This is a genomic window from Luteococcus peritonei (assembly GCF_039526385.1).
Classification (GTDB): domain Bacteria; phylum Actinomycetota; class Actinomycetes; order Propionibacteriales; family Propionibacteriaceae; genus Luteococcus; species Luteococcus peritonei.
This window is the reverse complement of record NZ_BAAAIX010000015.1, coordinates 87,843-107,405: the sequence shown is the minus strand read 5'-3', so window position 1 is coordinate 107,405 and position 19,563 is coordinate 87,843. Positions and strand designations below refer to the sequence as shown.

General features: G+C 62.6%; 23 protein-coding genes. 4 read left to right on the top strand and 19 right to left on the bottom strand.

Features of this window, described 5'->3' with window-relative positions:
• The first annotated feature begins 90 nt into the window (after nt 1-90).
• Nucleotides 91-300 (top strand): pentapeptide repeat-containing protein, encoded by a 210-nt coding sequence (locus tag ABD073_RS07290; protein WP_343873343.1) that lies wholly within the window; start codon nt 91-93, stop codon nt 298-300.
• Between the two features lie 113 nt (nt 301-413).
• On the opposite strand, the gene ABD073_RS15535 is transcribed toward ABD073_RS07290, so the two are convergent.
• From ABD073_RS15535 to ABD073_RS07275, 4 genes are all read right to left on the bottom strand, one after another.
• Nucleotides 414-599, bottom strand: coding sequence for a helix-turn-helix domain-containing protein (locus ABD073_RS15535; protein WP_386751630.1), 186 nt, complete (start codon nt 597-599; stop codon nt 414-416).
• Nucleotides 600-638: 39 nt separating this feature from the next.
• Nucleotides 639-1,871, bottom strand: coding sequence for a tyrosine-type recombinase/integrase (locus tag ABD073_RS07285; RefSeq protein ID WP_465262324.1), 1,233 nt, complete (start codon nt 1,869-1,871; stop codon nt 639-641).
• A 274-nt stretch (nt 1,872-2,145) separates the two neighbouring features.
• A complete protein-coding gene (locus ABD073_RS07280) occupies nt 2,146-3,342 on the bottom strand; it encodes a tyrosine-type recombinase/integrase (protein ID WP_343873337.1) in 1,197 nt (398 codons plus the stop codon).
• A gap of 35 nt (nt 3,343-3,377) precedes the next feature.
• Nucleotides 3,378-4,205, bottom strand: coding sequence for a protein NO VEIN domain-containing protein (locus tag ABD073_RS07275; RefSeq protein ID WP_343873336.1), 828 nt, complete (start codon nt 4,203-4,205; stop codon nt 3,378-3,380).
• A 32-nt stretch (nt 4,206-4,237) separates the two neighbouring features.
• Here ABD073_RS07275 and ABD073_RS07270 point away from each other — a divergent pair, with 32 nt between their 5' ends.
• Nucleotides 4,238-4,669, top strand: coding sequence for a hypothetical protein (locus tag ABD073_RS07270; RefSeq protein WP_343873335.1), 432 nt, complete (start codon nt 4,238-4,240; stop codon nt 4,667-4,669).
• Here ABD073_RS07270 and ABD073_RS07265 read toward each other — a convergent pair.
• A complete protein-coding gene (locus tag ABD073_RS07265; RefSeq protein ID WP_343873334.1) occupies nt 4,666-5,862 on the bottom strand; it encodes an AlbA family DNA-binding domain-containing protein in 1,197 nt (398 codons plus the stop codon). The genes ABD073_RS07270 and ABD073_RS07265 overlap by 4 nt on opposite strands.
• A gap of 114 nt (nt 5,863-5,976) precedes the next feature.
• Here ABD073_RS07265 and ABD073_RS07260 point away from each other — a divergent pair, with 114 nt between their 5' ends.
• A complete protein-coding gene (locus tag ABD073_RS07260; protein ID WP_343873333.1) occupies nt 5,977-6,348 on the top strand; it encodes a hypothetical protein in 372 nt (123 codons plus the stop codon).
• A 125-nt stretch (nt 6,349-6,473) separates the two neighbouring features.
• Here ABD073_RS07260 and ABD073_RS07255 read toward each other — a convergent pair whose 3' ends face one another.
• The gene (locus ABD073_RS07255) at nt 6,474-6,653 is read right to left on the bottom strand and encodes a hypothetical protein (protein WP_343873332.1); all 180 of its coding nucleotides are present in this window, start codon (nt 6,651-6,653) and stop codon (nt 6,474-6,476) included.
• The gene (locus ABD073_RS07250; protein ID WP_343873331.1) at nt 6,650-7,297 is read right to left on the bottom strand and encodes a recombinase family protein; all 648 of its coding nucleotides are present in this window, start codon (nt 7,295-7,297) and stop codon (nt 6,650-6,652) included. Before ABD073_RS07250 ends, ABD073_RS07255 begins: the two co-directional genes overlap by 4 nt.
• Nucleotides 7,298-7,843: 546 nt before the next feature.
• Between ABD073_RS07250 and ABD073_RS07245 the strand changes: the two genes are divergently transcribed.
• Nucleotides 7,844-8,584, top strand: a complete 741-nt coding sequence (locus tag ABD073_RS07245) for a hypothetical protein (protein WP_343873330.1) — start codon at nt 7,844-7,846, stop codon at nt 8,582-8,584.
• Between the two features lie 114 nt (nt 8,585-8,698).
• On the opposite strand, the gene ABD073_RS07240 is transcribed toward ABD073_RS07245, so the two are convergent.
• From ABD073_RS07240 to ABD073_RS07185, 12 genes are all read right to left on the bottom strand, one after another.
• Nucleotides 8,699-9,487, bottom strand: coding sequence for a superantigen-like protein SSL4 (locus ABD073_RS07240; RefSeq protein WP_343873329.1), 789 nt, complete (start codon nt 9,485-9,487; stop codon nt 8,699-8,701).
• Between the two features lie 131 nt (nt 9,488-9,618).
• Nucleotides 9,619-11,379 carry an FtsK/SpoIIIE domain-containing protein gene (locus ABD073_RS07235; RefSeq protein ID WP_343873328.1) on the bottom strand — a complete coding sequence of 587 codons (1,761 nt, stop codon included), beginning with the start codon at nt 11,377-11,379 and terminating at the stop codon, nt 9,619-9,621.
• 67 nt (nt 11,380-11,446) lie between these two features.
• Nucleotides 11,447-12,211, bottom strand: coding sequence for a hypothetical protein (locus ABD073_RS07230; RefSeq protein ID WP_343873327.1), 765 nt, complete (start codon nt 12,209-12,211; stop codon nt 11,447-11,449).
• Entirely contained in the window at nt 12,211-12,606 is a 396-nt protein-coding gene (locus ABD073_RS07225) for a YajG family lipoprotein (protein WP_343873326.1), read from the bottom strand. Before ABD073_RS07225 ends, ABD073_RS07230 begins: the two co-directional genes overlap by 1 nt.
• Before the next feature lies 1 nt (nt 12,607).
• Nucleotides 12,608-12,871 (bottom strand): hypothetical protein, encoded by a 264-nt coding sequence (locus ABD073_RS07220; protein WP_343873325.1) that lies wholly within the window; start codon nt 12,869-12,871, stop codon nt 12,608-12,610.
• A 118-nt stretch (nt 12,872-12,989) separates the two neighbouring features.
• Nucleotides 12,990-13,508, bottom strand: coding sequence for a hypothetical protein (locus ABD073_RS07215; protein ID WP_343873324.1), 519 nt, complete (start codon nt 13,506-13,508; stop codon nt 12,990-12,992).
• Nucleotides 13,505-14,059, bottom strand: a complete 555-nt coding sequence (locus ABD073_RS07210; protein WP_343873323.1) for a hypothetical protein — start codon at nt 14,057-14,059, stop codon at nt 13,505-13,507. Before ABD073_RS07210 ends, ABD073_RS07215 begins: the two co-directional genes overlap by 4 nt.
• A 41-nt stretch (nt 14,060-14,100) precedes the next feature.
• The gene (locus ABD073_RS07205; RefSeq protein ID WP_343873322.1) at nt 14,101-14,340 is read right to left on the bottom strand and encodes a hypothetical protein; all 240 of its coding nucleotides are present in this window, start codon (nt 14,338-14,340) and stop codon (nt 14,101-14,103) included.
• A gap of 122 nt (nt 14,341-14,462) precedes the next feature.
• Nucleotides 14,463-14,846 (bottom strand): hypothetical protein, encoded by a 384-nt coding sequence (locus tag ABD073_RS07200; RefSeq protein ID WP_343873321.1) that lies wholly within the window; start codon nt 14,844-14,846, stop codon nt 14,463-14,465.
• On the bottom strand, nt 14,843-15,274 hold the full coding sequence (locus tag ABD073_RS07195) for a hypothetical protein (protein WP_343873320.1): 432 nt from the start codon (nt 15,272-15,274) through the stop codon (nt 14,843-14,845). Before ABD073_RS07195 ends, ABD073_RS07200 begins: the two co-directional genes overlap by 4 nt.
• A 520-nt stretch (nt 15,275-15,794) precedes the next feature.
• Nucleotides 15,795-19,217 carry a hypothetical protein gene (locus ABD073_RS07190; RefSeq protein WP_343873319.1) on the bottom strand — a complete coding sequence of 1,141 codons (3,423 nt, stop codon included), beginning with the start codon at nt 19,215-19,217 and terminating at the stop codon, nt 15,795-15,797.
• On the bottom strand, nt 19,214-19,426 hold the full coding sequence (locus ABD073_RS07185) for a hypothetical protein (protein WP_343873318.1): 213 nt from the start codon (nt 19,424-19,426) through the stop codon (nt 19,214-19,216). The genes ABD073_RS07190 and ABD073_RS07185 overlap by 4 nt, the downstream gene beginning before the upstream one ends.
• Nucleotides 19,427-19,563 lie beyond the last annotated feature (137 nt).

The window sequence follows — 19,563 nt, the reverse complement described above, 5'->3', positions numbered from 1 at the left end:
GGGCATGACATGCATCCTCTCACCAGGCCCTCACGGACCTGAGATGTCAGTGTCAACCAAACCCGGGGCAGTCCCCTCGACCGTCACTGCCTGCGCAGCGCCCTGCTGATCGCCGCCGATCTGCGAGGCGCAACCTTCGACCGGACCGATCTGCTGGGCGCAGACCTGCGCGACGCCAACCGGTCGGGGGCCGACCTGCGTGGCGCGATCTTCCTCACTCAGCAACAGGTGGATGCGGCCCGCGGCAACGGCAGCACCCGCCTGCCCTCCGCCCTGCACACGCCCTCACACTGGAACTGACCGATAGCAGCGCCGGTCTGGACAAGATCGTGGTAGGCAACTGGGCCGGGCCCGGCGAGCGGCCCAACTCGGTCGTCAGCGCCGAGCAACCGGCAGATATTGGTGCCCGACGTTCAGGACGCCCGTTGCAACAGGCGGTCGACATCTGCCCGGTCCAGGCGCAGCATCCGTGGGCCAAGACGGTACGCCGGAAGTCTCCCGTCAGAGATCATCCGACGCACCGTCTTGGGACACACCCCCAGCCGCCGCGCAGCCGACTGCACAGTCTCGACCTCAATCTCTCGCCGTGGATGCTCCATGCCCGCCCAAGCCGTCACGCACTCTCACGTGATCGACACCTACTCGGCCGCGCCATCGCCACCGCGGGCCAGCTCGGCCAATCGCTCTGCTAGGAGTTGTTCGCGCTGCCGGCTGGCGTGCTGGTAGCGCATCGCCATCTGGGCCGTCGTGTGCCCCATGCGCGCCATCAACTCGGCGGTCGTGGCGCCATTCTGCGCGGCCATCGTGGCGGCAGTGTGCCGCAGGTCATGGAACGTAAGATCGTGCCGGTCCATCACGTCGCGTGCCTGGTCGAAGGCATACCGCAGCGCCTTCTCACTCATCGGCAGCTCACTGCGACCAGGGAAGAAGTACGCAGAGCGCGCCCTCCGCTCCCCCAGACCTGCACGCCACTCGCGAAGCGCCGGCAGCAGATGCGGCGGGATACCAACATCCCGGATCGCCGCAGGTGTCTTGGGCGGACCCACGATCACCTGCCCCTTGATCCGCGTCACGCCCTGACGAACGTGGATCCATCCGGTCGCGGTGTCGACGTCCCCCACCCGGAGCGCGCGCACCTCCCCAGAACGAAGCCCACACCACGCGGCCAACAGCACGGGAAGCGCCTGCCCCGGTGGCAACCGATCGGCCACACGGGTGAGCTCGGCCACCGTCGCCGGCTGCATCGCCCTGGTGGTCTTGCGCCGGCCCGCCGAACGGATACGGCAGGGATTGGCGACAATCAACTCCTCGTCCACACACACCGCCAGCAAGGACTTGAGCAGCGCGTAGGCGTGGCTTCGTTGCGTGGCCCGTTCCGGCCCCATCCGGTCGAACCACGCGCGAACCTGTTTCGGCGTGATCGACGCCACCGCCTGATCGCCAAACTCGGGAAGGATCAGCCGATCCAACAGACTCTCGTACAGAGCCCTCGTCCTCGGTGTCAGATCACGTCGGGCCACCTCGTCGCGGGCCAGGTCTCGGAACACCATCTCGACCGGAGCTTCCTCCTTCACCAGCTCGGGCTGGGGAGCCACGGGGGGCTGCCACTCGCCCCGACTGATCGAGCGCTCGATGTCGACGAGCCAACCTTCGGCGTCGATCTTGGCCACGAACGTGTGATCTGCCGAGTGCACCTGACCATCTGGGCCCAGATACCGGGCACGCCACTTCCCGGAGGGAAGCTTGTCCAAACGTCCAAAGCCCCGTTTGGAGCGCCCGCGGCGCTTGGAGCGTTCCCCTTGGGGAGAACGCAAGTCACTGGCGTTTCCCCCATTGCTGGTCGGTGATGAGGTTGTCCGCTTCGTCGTCATGTCGAGCCTCTCGTCGTGGGAGATACGTGGGAGATGAATGTCCCCACAAGTCCCTCGGAGGCCCCTTGGTGCTCATCGGACCGAAACATGGAACAAGGCGTTCCCCCTAGTCAACTAGGAGAAACGCCTTGTCAGATGAAGCTCTTCAATTGGTCGGGGCGACAGGACTCGAACCTGCGGTCTCCTGCTCCCAAAGATTGTCCAAAGGTTCGATTCACTACGCCTTATGCCCTACATGTAACACCGTGGATGTAACACATGGCCTCGGACAGTGTCAGAAATCCTCGTCGGGAACCAGTGACACATGCTCCTGTGCTGCCGCGAACCGTGACGCTGAATCGGGGTCGAGGATGGCGTCGAAGTCAAGCGCCACCTTCGCCAGTGCGCTGCCCACCGCCGCGTCCGTGACAGCCCCGTAGACAGCCGCCGTCACCGCTGTGCTGGCGTGACCAAGCGCGCGAGAGACGACGGGCAAGTTGCCGTGGGTGCGCTCCAGCATCGCAGCAGCAGCCGCGTGACGAAGTTGATGTGGGGAGATGCGCCGTCCAATCGCTCGCTCGCTCGCATCACGCACGATGACACCGATTTTTTCCCGGGTGAATGCAGTCCCAGTCGAGGTCTGGAAGAGCAGCTCATCCGGTCCTCGCTCCCCCACCAGTCCATGCAGCCGAGCCATGACTGACGCCGGAACAGTCAACCGGCGTCGAGATGTGGAGGTCTTGGTTCCGGGGACAAGGAGGGTGTTTTTCTCCACGTGGCGGCACCTCAGCGCGGCTGCCTCCGACACTCGCAGCCCGAGCACCCCCATCACGAGAATGAGTGCGTGGTAGGTGTCCGCGTTGGCCCGCTCCTGCTTGGGTCCGTGCTTGCTTGGTGTCGGCGTGCGCGAAGTTCGGGCAATGGCAGCGACATCCTGCAAACTCAACGGCTCGTGCAGCGGTGCAGGTGCTCGAACTGCGACGCCTACCGAAGGGTCCGGCATGCCCATGAGTCGAAAAGTCGCGCGCAGCAGGGTGAGCCTCTTTCCTGCCGAGCTGGGTGAGCAGGTCAGGTCCGATACCCACTCCTGCACCCGAGCGCGCGTCACCTCGTGCATCATCGCCGCACCCAGCGCATCAGTCACGTGTCCGGCGTGGACCTTGACGTTCTCCAGCCCACGTGCGCTCAGGTGCGATTTGCTGGCCACATAGACCGCCACGGCATCAGCAACGGTGAGTGAATGCAGGTCCCGAAGGCGATGGGCGGTCACAAGTCCCGCATCGAACCCACGCGCCAACGCCTCCTGCACAGTGGAAGCGCTGGCAGGCCTCCGGTGAGACGCGGCAAAGAAGGCTTCGGCAGCTGCATGGCCATCCATCCGCTTGCGATGCTGACGCCCATCCTCATCACGCCAGCGCACCTCCCAGCGCGCGCCACCCAGCTGCGCGCGCTGGGTCCTCGTGAGACCGGCCCATCTGTCCACCACCGCCATGGAGCGAGCCTACAAGCAGGAGACCGCAGGCAGGCCTAACCCAGTGGCGAGCAGGAGTACGCCGTCGTCGTCAATGTGCAGTTGGAGGACAGTGGCCCACTCAACACGTAGTAGCTCACCGTGTCGCTGCCCCACCCGCACACTCGATACAGGCGATAGGTGTCCCCGAACTCTTCACTGGCGGCGACCTCGGCGGCAGAGGCATAGAAGGGCGTGTGCTCATCCAGAACAGTCGTCTTGACCTCGATGAACAGTTCCTGACCGTCTGGAGTGAAGCCGTGAACGTCGTAGCCGAGACCGTCACGCTTGCCTCCAACCCGCTCCACCTTCTCAGCAAGGTCAGGTCGTCCGGCGTCCCGGAGTTCCTTCTGATGGATGCTCACGACTAGCTCCTCACCCGCAGCACCCACGTCACGCTGACGCTTGGCCTCACGAGCGAAGTCCCTCTGGAAACCTCGACGCCCAGTGGGAGTGGCAGGGATGCGCTCACCGGCGGACTTGGGCGGGTCGATGCGCTTCCATACGGAGGGCGGTGTCGGTGTTGGCTCCTCGACAGCCTCTTCCAGAGCCTTGTCCACAACCCCATCCGCAAGGGCCTTCTGGAGCAGTGGGATGAGCGACTTCTGGCCGTTGGGGAGCATTCCTGAGCCCGGCAGGACAGCCGAGCCCAGCTGTGTCAGGTAAGCGCTCACATTGGCCACCTTCAGTCCGATGGAATTGAAGCCCCGGTCTGGAAGCTCTGGCACCAGCTCACGCAGCATGTCCTGCACTGAGACCTCTTCGCCGCGCAGGTGTGCTTGCAACCTGCCCATGTAGCGGTCGATGAGGATGGCGTTCTCTTCAGGCGTCCAAGGTCCACTCATACACTGAGGCTATCCGTTCTATGGTGACCATCATGACGATTCCCGTGCTCGCCCTCATCCTCTCGGTCATCTCCCTGACATGGCAGGCGTTCACATGGGTGCAGGCGGGTGCACGACTGCACGTGAAGTACGGCTGGAGCATCCCCGTCTGGCTGGAGGAACCGGTGACGTACAGGAGCATCACCGTCACCAACAAGGGCCGGTCATCGACCATGGTCAGCAGCGTGACAACGGTGCTCCCGGACAAACACCACATCCCTCTACCCTCTGACGCCTTCGGACGCTATGCCTTGCCCTACGAGCTGAGACCGGGTGAGAGCATCTCCATCCACTATCAGCCGGATGCCATCGAGCGGGTACTGGCATCACAGGGCATCTCACCAAGTACCAAGATTCGACCCATGGCGTGCAGCGGCCACGGGGATGTCAGGGGCAAGTGGGTGCCTGCCGTCAGGGAGGCCTAATTTGCTACAGCGTCCACGTCCTTGGCGGAGATACCCAGACCCCGGTAGAGCCCCTTCAAGAACGGCTTGGCTTGTACGAGCGACTCGCCCTCGACGCCTTGAATAACGCTGGTGCTCACGAAATCATCGGCTGCGAACGCGGGCAGTCGAGTAAAGGTATCCATACTGTTGAACACTGCTCCTCTTGTGTTCGTGACTCGAACCCCGACCCGCCACAACCCGGTGTACCCCCATGCCATCGAGCGTTGGTTGACAAGCTGCAACACCTGCACCGTCAGAGTGGAGATGAGGCCAGCGAGCAGGTAGTCAGCGCTCTCGCCATTGGGAAGCTCCCACGTCGCTGTTCCTCCACCCGAGACAAGCTCAATGCTCGAATCGGAATCCTTGATGGAGAACCAGCAGAGTGACCGTTCATGATGGGCGTCCACCGGCTCACGCCGATTCATGAACGCTTGGCCGTAGGGGTCGTGCGCACGGTAGACACAATCTTGGATGGTCGCGGCCCAAGAGCTGCCCCTGATGCCTCGCCGTAGGTCGGACACATCCACATCCTCGTCGCCACGAACCACGGGGGCGCATGGTTGGGCAAGGAGGTAGACGTGCCCGTTGCCGGTTGGGTGTGCCTCAATGAAGTCGATGAGTGGGTCCCGACTCTCCATCTCCATCAGTCGCGTACGGAAGGCTTCCTCGCCTTGGTCGCGCTGAGTGAGAAGCCGTCGAACCTCTGCGTCGTCCAGTCTCCGCTTGCCGTTCGATGACCTACCCCAGTAACTGCCGTCCACCATGTGCGGAGCCAATGGTGAGGGAGGAACTTGCACGACCAAGACGTGCAAGGTCTCGTCCTCTGGGTGCTGGAGGACGTTGAGAATGTTGGGTGACAGTGGTGGGTGGATGCGAGATGCCGCGACCTGCGCAATTCGGTCATGCAGTCCGGTGATGTCGCAGCCAACAACCTCGTACGTCTTGTCTCGGACGCCATAGATGAGCAACCCACCGTCCACGCTCAGAGAGGCAAGGTCGCGCGCCATCTCCAGATTCGCGTCCTTCTTGGCTCCTCCGGGTGGGGTGGCCATCTCCTTCAGCTCGCACCACTGGCTCTCCTCCAGTAGCCCACCTCCAGCGGCCTCCACTGCCTCATCCCATGACGACAGGTTCACCACGCCACGAGTGGGACCAAGGTACTGCTGAACCATGGCTACCTCCATCGACGGTGTTGAGTTGAGCCTAGTCACTATGTCGAGCGGTAGACCGAAAAGGCTGCGGTCTTCATCGCACTTGAAGCAAAGTCACACGACTACGCTGGAGCCATGGCTCGACTGGAGAACGCCTTCTCAGAGGGTGCAGCACTTGGTGTCTTGATGTGCGGACGCGATTCCATCCCGCGTGACAAGGTTCGAGTGGAGATGGCCTTCCGACGAGCGTGGCGTGCGTGGCCATACTCCTCGCGCTTCCCCTTCGTCAGCTCCAACCGTCGAGCAGACGAGTTCTACCAGCTGACCCACGCTGACTACCGCAAGCACACTTTTGGCCTGTTCTGGGACGGATGCACCGTGGTTTCACGGAATGAGTATGACGACGAAGTGGACTTCGGCTTCATTGCGAACCTCGTGGACGAGGAGATTCCCGCAGAGGCTTGGCGGCAGTTGATGCAGGACTTCTTTGACAACTACGAGCGCTAGCCCCTCGTGTCACGAGCCGCGTCCATGAGTCGATTGAAGGTCGAGCGCGAGTTGACCACTCGCACACGCCTCTGACTAGGCATTATGCACCGTTGGGCATGCATTCGGTTCAGAAAGTCTTCAGGTTATACATTGTCGGCATGCACGAATTGTTCGGGGCGGGAATCCAGCTCCTCGGCTGCCCGGTCGAGCGTCTCGAAGAATTGCCACAAGGTGCTCGATTCTGGGCTGACATACGCGGCCTCAATCCAGACAAACCGGGGCTTCTCTGCATCCTCGAATGGTGCGGGCATGACGGCAATCATCGCTCCTCCTCGGTCAGGGCCCTGTGGACGGTGGATTTTCCGACAGACAGATGACCTGCGATGCGTCCGTAACTCCATCCGGATGCCCGCAATCCACGTGCCACGACGAGCTGTTCGCCATCGAGTGCACGTGGCCTTCCACCGACCCGCCCCTGTGCACGCGCGGCCTCCAGTCCGGAGAGGGTTCTGTCGCGCAGAGTGTCAACCTCGAACTGGGAGATTGCACTGAGCACTGTGATGAGCAGGCGTCCAGATGGGGTCGATGTGTTGATGCTCTCGCTCACGGAGACGAGGTGCACTCCCATGCTGTCGAGGCCGTCGAGCAACGTAAGCAGGTCTTTCGTGCTGCGGCTGATTCGGCTGAGTGAGTAGACGACGACCGTGTCACCATCCCTGACCCAGCTCAACATGGCCTGCAATCCGGGCCGGTCAATCCTGCGACCGGTGATGCCCTCATCCACGAACACCCTGTCGGCCTTCCATCCCACGCTCTCGATGGCATGACGCTGGGCATCGGTCGACTGGTCTCGGCTGGTGCTGACGCGGAGGTAGACCACGACCGAGCCGCGCGTCGTCCCAGAAACGTCTTCAGCTGGTTCCTGAACGCTCGGGGTTGTGGGACGACTTTCGGGACGGCTGCTCATGCGGGACCACAATGTCAGCATCTCCGTCCCGCAAACGGTCGTATGCGGGACAGGTATCAGGAGGGCAGATTGGAGATGAGGTCCTCCACTGTCGGTACAGCGACAGCATGAAGGACCTGCTGGAAGACGGGGTCGTCCGAAACCTCCCCAACCGCTCGCTTCTCCCTGTGCGAATCCCGACATTGTGCATCTCTGAGCGTGCTGTTCTGTGACGTTTCGTGCGTTTCCGGCTCACGACGCGCGCTTTTGTGACGTTGTGACGCAGGCCGGGGTAGACCGCTTGAATGGGCCTAGCGAAGAGGGAGTAGCCAGTGGATGAGCATGGACGGCCAGTAGCGGTGGAGCTGGGGGCGGGTGAGCGATATGTCCCGCTAGCCGAGGCAGCCGGGCTCATGGGTGCTCCATCAACGGCAGCTCTCAGAAACAGGGCGTACAGGGCTCAGCATCCAGAGGAGCAGGGGTTCAAGCGCATCGGCGGGCGATGGTATGTGCTCGTCCGCGACCCACAGGCGAATGGAGACACGACGGATGAACAGGCGTAAGACGATGGCAGGGCTGCTGGTCGCCGCTGCATTGATGACCACGGGCTGCGGCGGCGGTGATGAGAAGACGGCAGACCCGGCCTCCTCGACCTCGACGCAGTCCAGCAGCAGCAGCAGCACAGTGGCAACCACTGCGGTACCGGACACGGGCAGCAGCGAGGGCAGCCTGCGCGAGCGGTTCGATGCTGCGCCAGTAGGTGAGCTGAGCCCAGAACTGGTGGCCGACATCATCAAGGCGAACAAGGGCATCTCGTACTCCTCGATGATGACCCGTTTTGGAGGCAAGAAGGCGTCGAACCAGTTCCTTTACACCGACAAGGGCATGGCAGCGCGACAGACCGAGGTGACCTTCAGCAACGAGCCCGCCGCGTACGTGTACACCAACGACAGCAAGAAGTTCGTCAAGACGGATGTGAAGGGCAAGACGGCGACGATGACCGCCGATGAGGAGCAGGCCATCAAGGATTCGCTGGTGGACGCCTTCAGCTATGCGACCGAGGGGACGACGGCGACCAAGGCTGTCTCCGACTTCGACGGCAAGGGCTATGCAGAGTTCACGACGCCCTCCGGAGACAAGTTCACCGTCGACGAGTTCAATGACGAGATGAGGGCTGCGAAGGTCGCGGTCCGAGGCAAGAACCCGAACCTGTCCATGCCCGAGGAAACCCGGATTGCATGGGGCGACCAAGTCAAGGATGAGGCGTGTGCGTGGGACAAGACATCCCCGGTGAAGCGCGTCTGCTGAAGAAGGACGCACAAGACCCCGCAGTGGAGAAGGAGGCCACTGCGGGGTCTTGCTGTTTCCGACGCGCTCTTTGCACGGAGCCCCAAAGGATGAGGGTGCGCCGGGAAGTCTCGGTCAGACGCCAGTAGCAGGCAGCTCGGTTGGGCGCTTCTGCTCGACCGGCTTGCTCACGGTCGGGGTGGGCTTCGGTGTCTCGACGGGCTCGCTCACGCTCACGGTAGGTGTCGGAGCAGGTGTCTCGACCTGCTTACTCGGGGTCGGGGTGGGCTTCGGTGTCTCGACGGGCTTGCTCGGTGTCGGCTCAGGTGCCTTCTCGTTGACGATGCTGCCCGAGACGGCCTTCTCGATGGTGAACTCGCCCATGGTCGGCGCGAAGGTCTTCACTGTCTCGTCGAGTACGTAGCCCTGCGGAGCCTCGACCTCAGCGGCCTTGACAGTCATCAGAGCCGGAGTGCACTCGCCCGAGTTGTACATGGCCTCGGAGTCGACCATGGAGAAGGCCGAGAAGGAGCCGTCACTTCCGCTGGTCAGGGTGAGCGACGTGGGCAGGCCCTTGAACTGCTCAGCCAGCGCTACCTCGTCGGCAGTGGGCTCGGCCACCCCGGAGGCAGCACCCGCGCCGTTGTCCCACATGGCCACCGCGTTGACGGCGGTGCGCATGGATTGCAGCTGGGTCTCGGTCAGTCCCTGTGCGAAGCGGCTCGACGCAGAGCCGGTGAAGGTGACCGTGGCCCCGACGAGCGGGGTCTTGGCAGCGTCGGTCTTGATGATGGAGGCGTTGACGTAACAGGGAACGCCGCCACCCTCCTGTGCGTGTGCGGAAGGCGCAAGCCCGAGAGCGAGGCCGGTGGATGCGAGAGCAGCAGCGGTAAGGCCAGCTGCGATGCGCTTTGAAATGGTCATGATGGGATTTCTTTCTGGTGTGGGGCAGCTTCTTGCGGCCCTTCACCTCTGTCTGACCCCGACCGAGGCAGAAGCGGAAACGAAGAAGCCCCCGATGGAGACAACTTCTCCATCGGGGGCATCTCTCCTTGTCAGACACCAAATGGGTTCGATTCGCTGTCGTCCAGAGTGAAGCCGTCGTCCACCACGGGAGTGTCGAAACCGGCACTGGCGAATGGGTCGTAGTCGTCCACTACCCTGACGCCGCCCTTCGCTGCTGGGGCGGGCATCCACGGCAGTTCGATGCGGAGATGGGCGACGCTGTCCACGATGGCCGGAACATCCTCGTCGGGCACCCAGAAGGACTTCATCCGTCGGGGGTAGCGGGAACTCTCGTCCACGACGTACCCGACGCCCTTCATCGAGCGCGACGACGGGATTTCATGGCACAGTCCGCCATTCCTACTCATGCCACTACCCAGAACGGTGTCGGTCATCTCGGGTGTGGCCGTAGCGAACCCAACGCGGAGCTGAATCAAGTCACGCAGGGAGGTGGGGATGACATCCGAGCTGGGCTTCTGGGTGGCAAAGACGCAGCAGACTCCCGATGCGCGTCCAAGGGCAACGATGCGGCGCATGAGGGTGGCCCTTTCCTGCTCCGACGCCTTCTCCTCCTTGGTGGCCCCCACACTCACGAGGTCGGCCAGCTCGTCCACGTGCAGCAGGATGAGCGGCATGGCGGTTGTGAAGTCCGTGGGCCCGAACTTTTTCTTGCCCACCTCTTGCAGGTACTCATAGCGCCGGTCAACCTCCTGCATGACGGCCCTGAGAACCTCGGTGGCATCGTCAGGCGTGGTGGCGATGCGGGAGAAGCGGGCCTTCCACGGGGCCAGTTCGACGCGTTTTGGGTCGAGTCCAATCATGGCGATGGGCACACTGGTGATGCGGGAAACTCCACAGAGGTAGGACGTTGCGCCACCACTCTTGCCACTACCGGGCTGGCCACCCATGAGGATGTTGCTTTCGAGGAGACCGAGGTTGACAAGGCGTGACTGGTAGTCCAGCCCGAAGGGGATGCTGGTCACCGTGGGTGCACTCTCCCACAGGTACGGCAGGATTTGGCCGAGCGGGTCCTCAGCACGACGGGCAGTCAGACAGCTGTGCATCGAGTCCATCTCCAGCCACCAGTTCGTATTGGCGGGGGCCGGGAGAAGCTGCGTGATGACCTCCTGCCATGTACTCCTGCGCTTCTCCTCGTCCAGCACAGCGGGCATGCGGACAACTCGCACCACGGTGGGGGCCCAGCTACCGTCGGACTGCTCGCTCCATTCGATGGACAGCTCGATGTCCCATGGTGAGCACGACAGCATCGCCGCTGCTCGGTCACGCACGCTGGCAGTGAATGGGTCGAGGCGGGCAAGGACGGCGGCACGGCGACTGGCATCGAAACGGACGAGATTCATCCGCTCGGTCATCATCATGGTCGCGGCATAGCGGCGGTCATCGGCAGGCCGGACATCGCTGGTGAGACGACGGGTCTGTGCAAACGGCCTCATCTCAGGCTCGCCATCGCGCTGGAAGGCCACCCACACCTCAGCTCCGGTCTGCACGACGGTACATGCTCCGTACTGCTGACGGACTGCGGCGGCACCGGAGGCCGTGCTGGGGTCGCCATCCACCGAGTGCGGGACTGTATCGGGGCACAGCTCCTCGGCCAGTGTCCAGACCTCACCCTCGTCCACGCCGAGTCGAGCGAGGGTGTCGGTCAGCTCACGAGAGAGGGCAGAGTCACCGACGAAGTTGGCGCGCATGAGGTCTCGCAACAGGTTGGTGACATGCAACTGCCACTCCTCATTGGTGCGGTCGAATACGGGGGTTGCGGGGGTTGTCTTCGTCTTGAATGGGTTTCGCATGATGTCAATGCTTTCGTTGTAGATAAGGGAAGGCGGGGCGTCTAGGTGAGACGCCCCGCCATGGGTGTTAGAAGTCGTTCAAGTCGTCGATGGTCTCGCCACTGTCCAGACCCCCACTGCGTGCGAGGGCCTCACGACGTGTGATGGTCTCGTCACTGAGCGGGGTCAGGTGCAGGCCGTTTCTGGTGACAGATGCAGAAGATGCCAACTCCCACTCAGGGAGGGCGATACTCACGGCCTCGGCGAGCTTCTGAGGACTGCGGGCGAGCGTGGTGTTGGCCGATGCAGGTACCCAGATGCTGCCGTCGCTCAGAACCTTGCTTCTCCAGAGCCACTCCCTGCTCTCCCCGGTGACCGCAGACAAAGCCTCAATCAGCGGGGCGATGGTCTGCTGAGCCTCAGTTCCACGAGATGCGGTGTGGAAACTCAGGCCCCAAAAGACGATGCCTCCCAGTGCGACGAGCATGCCCAAATGCATGTACCCGAGTACGGCGGCGAGCAGGAGGAGCCCGGTGCAGATGAGGGGCTGCCACATCTCCAACCCCATCTTGGGCAGTCGTCCAAGACGGGTGATGCGCATGGGGGCAACGCTGACGCGGTAGAGCGAGCGCACTCCGAGGTAGGTCAGTGCAAGCGTGGTCATCCCTGCGACAGCACCGGGCTCACCGAATGTCAGCAACAGCCCAACCCCGCACGCGGCGGTGCAGGCCCATGAGGTCAAACGGTCGCCCACGGTCGCGGGTCTCTCAGTGCGGTAGTTCCCGTTGAGCGTCAGCGTGCTCCACCCGTACAGGAGGGCAGCGGGGGCGAGGGTGAGGGCAATTGTGCTCATCACGCCTCCCTCAGGATTTGCTGGGCCATGGATGAGCGCTCGTAGGTGACGGGCATGGCCTTGGCGTCTGCACGAAGGCCTTGCTCGATGCGCAGGACAGCGGCTTGGGCGGCGTGCTCGTCCGTGGGGCTCGCCGTGCGGTGGCCGAACTCGTCCTCAGCGGGCACCTCCACCAGCTCCATGACCGAGCGTGCGCGTTCGGGGTCGCGGTGGGCGAGGTACTGGAAGCACTCCGTGGCCTGCTCACGCGACCCGGCCACATCAGCCGAGGCGAGGTCGAGGGTGGTGCAGGAGACAGACGGGCTCGGTGCAGGGGCAGGTTCGCTACGCACGGAGGCACACCCCGTGAGTGCGATGGATGCTGCAACGACGGCAGCGGTATGAATGTGCTTCATCTCAGCGCACCTCCACGAGGGTGCGGACATCGGCTCCGTGAGTGACCACGAGCACGACGTTGGGGTTGCGCAGGGCAGCATGGAACGCGGGCGTGAGCGTAGCCTTGTGCATGAGATTGTCGAGGTCGTCAATGGCGAGCAGGACAGGCTCGGTGGCGGTGGCAGCATCTGTCAGGGCCTGCTCCACCGTCTCGCGGCTGGCGACGACGGCATTGAGATGCCGGATGACTGTGTCTCCGTTGGTCATGGCGTGAATGGTGGTCATGGGATTTCCCTTGGTATGGGCCCCTTCTGGGCCTTCACAAAGACCTGACCCCCGCGCGGGCAAATCCGGAAATGAGAGAGCCCCTTCTCTATGACTCGTAGAGAAGGGGCTCTTCGCGTCACGGGGCTGTAGTGACGGCCTTCACCGTGCACCGAGTAACCTCTCGCACCGTCGGCTCGCCCTCGCTCGCGTACAGTGAGAGCTTGTTCATACCCGCCTGCACCGGAACCTTGTGAACGCTCGACTGACTGCCCCAGTTCATCGTGATGCTCAGGGTGGCTGCCTCACTCACATCCACGACGAGTGCAGCTCCGGCGTAGGGCGACACCTCGGACAGGCGGCAGTCCTGCACTGTCACACGCGGAGGTGTGACAGCAGCGGGGGTGCTCGCTTCGCTCGTGTGCTCGCTCGTCTCAGGCTCGATTCCACCGTGACCGAGAGACGGAGAGGGTGACGCCTGCTGTTGGGCCTTAATCTCCTCCTCGGTCTCGGTGGTGCTCGCGGAGGATGACACGGAGGGAGTGAGTGGCTCGCTCGTGGCCTGCCCATCCACCATCCAGCCACCCAGCACAATGAGGCTGGACAGGGCTGCTGCGGACGACTTGACGATGAAGGGGTTGCGGGGGTTGATGTTCATGCTGCTGTCTTCCTCTGCTCACGGGCCAGCCTTGCCAGCTCCTGATTTTCCTCGGTGCTCACCAGACGCAGGCCGTTCAACTCAGTGACACGTGCGAGATGCCAAGCCGCGAACTGGGCTGGGTCGTACCACACCCTCTGTCCGCGTGCTTGGCAGTCCTGCTCCACGAGGGCCTTCCATTCCTGCAAGAGGTCGTGGAACGAGGCCGGGTAGTGGTCAACATCCGCCTCGTACCATGGCAATGTCTCTCCGCTGATTGCGGAGTAGTTCTGGCCCAGCTCGAAAATGGCGCTCTTGTACAACTTCATCTGTGGAGCAATCGCACGACGGCAAGCCCGGACAAGCCACTCGTCTCTGGACGCACGCTGGCGGATGCTGACGACCTGCCCACCGACGGTGTAGGCCCGGGTGAGTGGAACTCCGGGCGCAGGGTGGAAGCTGATGATTGAAATGTCACCCTTCATGCCACGGCTGCGCTTCAGGACGGCCTCACAGATGGTGGGGTCAATGACGGGCCCCAGCTCTGCCTCATGGAGGAACGAGGAGAGCATCTTCCTCTCCTCGTACTGCTCAGGTGTCTCGGGTGCTGGCATCATGACCACCCCAGTACGAGTAGCTCGATGTCGTGGTGCGAGGCATCCATCTCGGTCAGCTCGTCTGCCACGGCCTGCATCAGCTCGATGACGCTGTCGGAGGTGATGGCGGCATCCACGGCAACGGCATTCCCATCGTCGTGTGTACGTAGGTAAACGGTCTCGGTGTCTCGGTCAACGACGATGTAGCGAGAGGCTGAGACCGCTACATCGTCTGCGGGTAGGTGAATGGTGAACATCTGTTGTCCTTGTGTGTGGCCCCCAGTTCGGGGCTTCACAGAGACCTGACCCGGCGATGCTCAAATCCGGAAATAGAGCAAGTCCCCATCCAGCCGTATCTGGATGGGGACTGTTCATTGACTCAGAGCGCGTCGTCCTTGATGGATGCCGTCACGCCGAGTAGGTACTGACGATGAGCACGGGCCAGCTCTCGACCGGCCTCGAACGTTTGCAGCTCATCCCACAGCATGGTGAGGCTCTCGACTGCCGTCACGTACTGCTCTGGGGTTGCCTGCTCATGAGCGACCATGGAGAACCGCACTCGCGGGGCACTCCTCATCGTGGGAGTGCGGCCTCTCCATGACAGCAGCAGGTGACGGGCACGGACTGCGGCCATGACGACTGCGGGGTAGACGCCGGGGCCATCGAGATGCCGGTCGAGCATGGGGCTGATGGGGTCAAGCTGTGCGAGCAGGCCGGGCAGCTCACGCCATTCGCGGGTAGGTGCGGGGATGATGTTGCTCATGCTGAGATACCCCTCTCACGGAGCCAGTCGGTCATAGCGTGGCTGTACTCCTCCAGATGCTCGTAGGTCCACTCCGTCCACTGAGCATCCATCTCCCGGTCGGCCAGCACGGTGTGGATGTACTCGCTCCAGCGCAGAGAGCTGGCTGTGTCCAGAACGCTTCCCCAGTCTGGGCAGTCTGCGTACAGAGCCTCCCAGTCCTCAATCTGCCCCCAGTGCAGGACACCGATTTCCAGACCGAGGATGAGGTCGAGTGCGGAGCTGCGGCTGTCGGGGCGGTGGTGGGTGTAGCCGACGAGGTTGCATCGGTCATCCGCGTCGTTGATGTCGAAGGGCTCGTTCAGTCGGGGGTCGCTCTGGGCGATGGTGTACAACACGCTTGCGTTCATCTGGAGCAGTCGGTGGCCATCGGTAGAAATGTCGAACATGTCAGTCCTCTGTGTGTGGTTCCCCGTGGTGGGGCTCACACAGACCTGACCCTGTGATGGCTGAATGCGGAAATGAAGCTTGGTTGCTTGCCAATGTGCCTCTGACTAGGCCTGTAACGCTCCAATGGGGCTGTAACGCATGTGTAACGCTCCATTTTGCGTAGCGTTACAGGCAAAACCCCTAGCCAGCGGCATATTGAGAGCCATTTGTAACGCTGTAACGCTCCACAGGAAAACATAGAGCCCTGCACATGCGCAGACATGGCCTATCCCCCCGAGAGGGGGTTAAGAGAAAACTCTGCTGTGCAAGGTCATATGTTTTTTGGCGTTACAGCGTTACAGAAGACCTATTTTCTTCAAAAACATGCCTCTGACTAGGGGTTTTGCCTGTAACGCTTCACTTTTCTGTAGCGTTACACAGCGTTACACAGCGTTACAGGCCTAGTCAGAGGCACATTGGCAAGCAACGAAGCCCTCTCTGAGCTGCTCAGAGAGGGCTTCGTTGGACTTGTTTCGTTCGTCAGCCGACGTTTGCCCCTGCTTGATAGATGCCCACCAGCTCAGCAGGCAGCAGGTAACCCCGCATGGGCTGCGTCTTGCCCTGCCCATCCTTGAACATCGGCAGACGCTTCAACTTCGGTGCCTTACCCTGCTCAATGGCCGAGCGGTAGTGCTCGATAATGTCCTCGGGCAGGTCGTCGCGGTCGAGGGTGTGCTTGGCCATCAGGTCCGCCAGCGCTGTGGCGGTCTGCTCCTTGCCCATCACGCCACCGGACTCCTTGACGGCCTTGCGGGCGTCCTCCACCGTCAGCAGCACCCACTTGCCCTCGTCGTCACCACGGTTGCTCACGGTGCCGATGGGGTCGGTGACGTCCATCCAGTCACCGCTCGCGGAACGTCGCCAGCCCATCGCCGCAGTAATGCCATCATCAGCGCAGCTCATATGGGACAGGGTGGTCAGTCCAAAGCCACGGTTGCCAGTCACCGCGCGCACGGCGTTGAGGATGCGGGTGCCATGGTCACGCTCGGCACTCATCTCGCGGTTGATGTCGATGAGCCCAGCAAGGTCGCGGCGCATCTCCTCAGGGTCTTCGAGGAATGGTTCGCCGTAGACCTCATGCATGAAGCGCTGGCCCATCTCCAGACCTGCGGCGGCGTAGGACACGGACATCGCTGCACGGTCGGACGACGGCAAGGGGAAGATGTTGGCCACGAGGTCATTGAACTCCTCGCTCAGCATCTCCGTACCTCCGTCAGCCTGCACACGCGCACTCAGCCACGCGACATAGCTGGTGAAGACCTTGCCAGCCAGCCACCTCCAGCGCCGCATCCACGCCATGAGCGGGATGTCCATGACGGGCTCACCACTTGGCATGACCATGGGCTCGCCGTTGGAGTCCTTGCACTGCACCTTGGTCAGTGAGATGTCGCCTGCGCGAATCTCACGCGGGATGAGCCCGCGCTCAATGGTGGCCGGGTCTTCCACCGGAATTTCGGCAGTCACCAGTCCACTGATGTGCTGGGCTCCCACCGCAGTCTCACGCACCTCGCCACCAGCGCCACCCAGTGCCTTGCCCTTGCGGTTGTAGGCCATGCGGACGACCTCGGCAACGTAGGTGATGCGCTCCCGGTTGAGCTGTTCGGAGACGGACTGGTCGTACTTCAGGTCGTCAATCCACAGCCAGCCGTTCTGCATGGCCGTGGCCGTCTGCATGAAGGGTGCCAGCGAGGTCTGCTTGGTCACGTCCAGAGCGGCCACCAAATCCTCGCTCGGTGCGTAGGTGAAGCACGCGCCAGTCATGCCCAGCAGCGTCTTGCCCAGTCCGTGCTTGCCGTAGACGTAGGCGACGTGCTGGTGGGTCGCCGGAATGGGAGAGGCGAAGATGGTGCCGATGATGCCCAGCATGGTGGACAAGTCAGCGTTCTTCTGACCCCAGCAGTCGAAAAGCTCATCGAACATGATGAAAACCTGCTCAGCCTCCTCCTGCGTCATGAGGTCGCTAAAGCCTCCCGGGTGGGCATTGGAGCGGCGACGGACTTCCGGGTCTACCGCTGTCGGCGTGACCGAGCTGCGCTGACCCACGAAGCGCCAGCCATCATCAAGTTCCACCCATCCCGGGACGCCGACCGATACGTCGTTGCGCACTCCTGCCGAGCCTGCGAGCAGGATGGCATTGAGCATGTCGGTCTCATTCGCACGCGTCGGGACCCCGGCACCAACCATGGCCTTGCTCAGGAGGTACTTGATGTCCGTGGACTTGGTGAGCGGAACCTCGGAGCTGCGCCACACACCATTCGGGCCCACTACGACCACGGAGAAGACGCCATCCTCCTCGACGCCACCGATGGGCTGTACAACCTTACGGTAGGCCGTACGGACGATGACACCCGCGCTGAGCTGTTCCCACTTGTCGTAGCCGTCATCCGAGCTGGAGGTGTTGACGTAGGTGCCGCAGTTTGCCCCACCGACGACCAGCTTGTAGCGGTCGCCAATGATGAACTCCTGTCCCTGCGGCTTGGTCAGGGCCTCGTGGAGCCGCTCGCACTCCGACTGGGCGTCACTGGCCGCAACCTCCCGAAGGGCCTCGCTCAGCGCGTTGAAGTTGCGGGCCTGCCAGTCAACTCGGCGGGAGTCCAGCTTGCTCAGGTGACTGGTGGCGAAGTTCAACAACTCGTCCAGAGTGAAACCCTTCACCACCTCCAGCACCTTCCGGTAGAGCGCTCCAGACGGCTTGTCGCTCCAGTCGCCCAGAGCAAACCGGAGCAGTGTGGACGTGGTGAAGCAGCTCTCGGTCGACTTGCCGAGGTCATGGGCGGGGGTGTTGCCGTTGACGAACAGCAGCCACGCCTGCATGGTCTCGTCCCACACCTGCTCAGTGCTGGGAGGGGTTGTGGCACCCGTCCACTCGTGGCGGCAGGCGTCGTCAGCATTGCCAGCGAACAGCTGGAGGGGGAACAACACCTCCGCCAGACGCGCGACGGGCAGCCGGTCGATGTCCTTCTCCACGTAGGAGCGCCTGTCTTCACTCGGCGAGGCCTTCTTGCCCTTCTTGGTGGGGCGCAGGTCACGAGCACTGGCGATGCTGCTCAGTGCAGGCAGTACGGCGTCAAGTTGTTCGGCAGAGACACGCGAAGCGGGGTTGAGACGCAGCAACGTCGAGGTTTCAGGCTGCATGCGACCACCTGTGGCGCGCTTGACCTTGGCCCCGTCAGCGTCGAAGCCCGTCCAGTCTGGGTCGTGGGGGTAGCCATCCTTGACCCGGTTGTTGCCCGGGAAGCGCATGAGTGAGGCAGCATCACCACAGCGGGTCAAGTCGAGCTTCACGCCCATGTCTGTACCCACTTGCTCGCACAGGGCCTTGTAACGGATGAGGATGTCCGAGTCGGTAGGGACGATGCCTTCGGTCGCCCAGAACGACTGAAGCCCCTCGGAGGAGCTGCGCACTACTGCGGTGGGCTGGCCAAGGACTTCCGTGAGCTTCGCAATGGCCTTCCACGCCTGCGCCTCTGTGGGGAGTTCATCGAGGTTCTCGGCATGCCCCGTCAGCTGCCCGGGTTCGATGTCGTCGCGGCGGGTGTCGAGGTCGAGCACAAGCACGCCGATGTTGGCCACGTCAGCAGCCTTGCCCCGCCCCTTCTCCGGGCGGTGTGAGAACAGGTTCACCGTTGTCCATGAAGTGATGCTGGCTGGGTTGGGGTTGGCCATCACTGCATTGGTGAAGGCATCGAGTGCACCGGGCTGGCGCATGTCGATGAACTGAGCACGGGGGGCGTACTTGTCATCGAGGTTCTTCGTGCACACGGTTCCCCACAACTCGCCATCCACCGTGGCCAGCTGAGGGGCAATGATGGCATCAACCATGGCGCGGGCTTGCTGCGCGATGGGCATACCATCCACGACGACGGTGCTGGTCACGATGTTCTCGGCCTTCTTCGCAGTCATCGTGCATCACCCTCGAACGGAGCGTCGGGGTTCAGGACGACACAGGAGCCGGTGTTGATGGTCTGGATACGACCAAACTGGGCGTAGGTGCGGACTGTTTGGGTGACGAGACCATGCTCAGCCGCGTACTCAGCGACGGGCTGGGTCAGGGTGGAAAGCTCTGCGAGGAGCTGGGCAACGCGTTCGGCGTTGGTGAGGGTGTTTTCCATGGTGCGAGGTGCACCGTCATGGACAGGGAGCGAACATCGTCGTAAGGAATGGCGTCTGACGGTGCTAGACCTTTCGGAGTAGGAATGCCGTGAAATTACGAGAGTTCTTCCCTCGCAATCTCCAACGACACCCCACG

Coding starts and splice junctions, on each gene's coding strand:
- ABD073_RS07280 (WP_343873337.1), bottom strand. CDS start 3,342: ATGGCGGTGGTGGACAGATGGGCCGGTCTCACGAGGACCCAGCGCGCG.
- ABD073_RS07245 (WP_343873330.1), top strand. CDS start 7,844: ATGGCAGGGCTGCTGGTCGCCGCTGCATTGATGACCACGGGCTGCGGC.
- ABD073_RS07270 (WP_343873335.1), top strand. CDS start 4,238: ATGACGATTCCCGTGCTCGCCCTCATCCTCTCGGTCATCTCCCTGACA.
- ABD073_RS07220 (WP_343873325.1), bottom strand. CDS start 12,871: ATGACCACCATTCACGCCATGACCAACGGAGACACAGTCATCCGGCAT.
- ABD073_RS07240 (WP_343873329.1), bottom strand. CDS start 9,487: ATGACCATTTCAAAGCGCATCGCAGCTGGCCTTACCGCTGCTGCTCTC.
- ABD073_RS07215 (WP_343873324.1), bottom strand. CDS start 13,508: ATGAACATCAACCCCCGCAACCCCTTCATCGTCAAGTCGTCCGCAGCA.
- ABD073_RS07185 (WP_343873318.1), bottom strand. CDS start 19,426: ATGGAAAACACCCTCACCAACGCCGAACGCGTTGCCCAGCTCCTCGCA.
- ABD073_RS07250 (WP_343873331.1), bottom strand. CDS start 7,297: ATGAGCAGCCGTCCCGAAAGTCGTCCCACAACCCCGAGCGTTCAGGAA.
- ABD073_RS07275 (WP_343873336.1), bottom strand. CDS start 4,205: ATGAGTGGACCTTGGACGCCTGAAGAGAACGCCATCCTCATCGACCGC.
- ABD073_RS07265 (WP_343873334.1), bottom strand. CDS start 5,862: ATGGTTCAGCAGTACCTTGGTCCCACTCGTGGCGTGGTGAACCTGTCG.
- ABD073_RS07255 (WP_343873332.1), bottom strand. CDS start 6,653: ATGATTGCCGTCATGCCCGCACCATTCGAGGATGCAGAGAAGCCCCGG.
- ABD073_RS07205 (WP_343873322.1), bottom strand. CDS start 14,340: ATGTTCACCATTCACCTACCCGCAGACGATGTAGCGGTCTCAGCCTCT.
- ABD073_RS07230 (WP_343873327.1), bottom strand. CDS start 12,211: ATGAGCACAATTGCCCTCACCCTCGCCCCCGCTGCCCTCCTGTACGGG.
- ABD073_RS07260 (WP_343873333.1), top strand. CDS start 5,977: ATGGCTCGACTGGAGAACGCCTTCTCAGAGGGTGCAGCACTTGGTGTC.
- ABD073_RS07190 (WP_343873319.1), bottom strand. CDS start 19,217: ATGACTGCGAAGAAGGCCGAGAACATCGTGACCAGCACCGTCGTCGTG.
- ABD073_RS07225 (WP_343873326.1), bottom strand. CDS start 12,606: ATGAAGCACATTCATACCGCTGCCGTCGTTGCAGCATCCATCGCACTC.
- ABD073_RS07200 (WP_343873321.1), bottom strand. CDS start 14,846: ATGAGCAACATCATCCCCGCACCTACCCGCGAATGGCGTGAGCTGCCC.
- ABD073_RS07210 (WP_343873323.1), bottom strand. CDS start 14,059: ATGCTCTCCTCGTTCCTCCATGAGGCAGAGCTGGGGCCCGTCATTGAC.
- ABD073_RS07195 (WP_343873320.1), bottom strand. CDS start 15,274: ATGTTCGACATTTCTACCGATGGCCACCGACTGCTCCAGATGAACGCA.
- ABD073_RS15535 (WP_386751630.1), bottom strand. CDS start 599: ATGGAGCATCCACGGCGAGAGATTGAGGTCGAGACTGTGCAGTCGGCT.
- ABD073_RS07235 (WP_343873328.1), bottom strand. CDS start 11,379: ATGCGAAACCCATTCAAGACGAAGACAACCCCCGCAACCCCCGTATTC.
- ABD073_RS07285 (WP_465262324.1), bottom strand. CDS start 1,871: ATGACGACGAAGCGGACAACCTCATCACCGACCAGCAATGGGGGAAAC.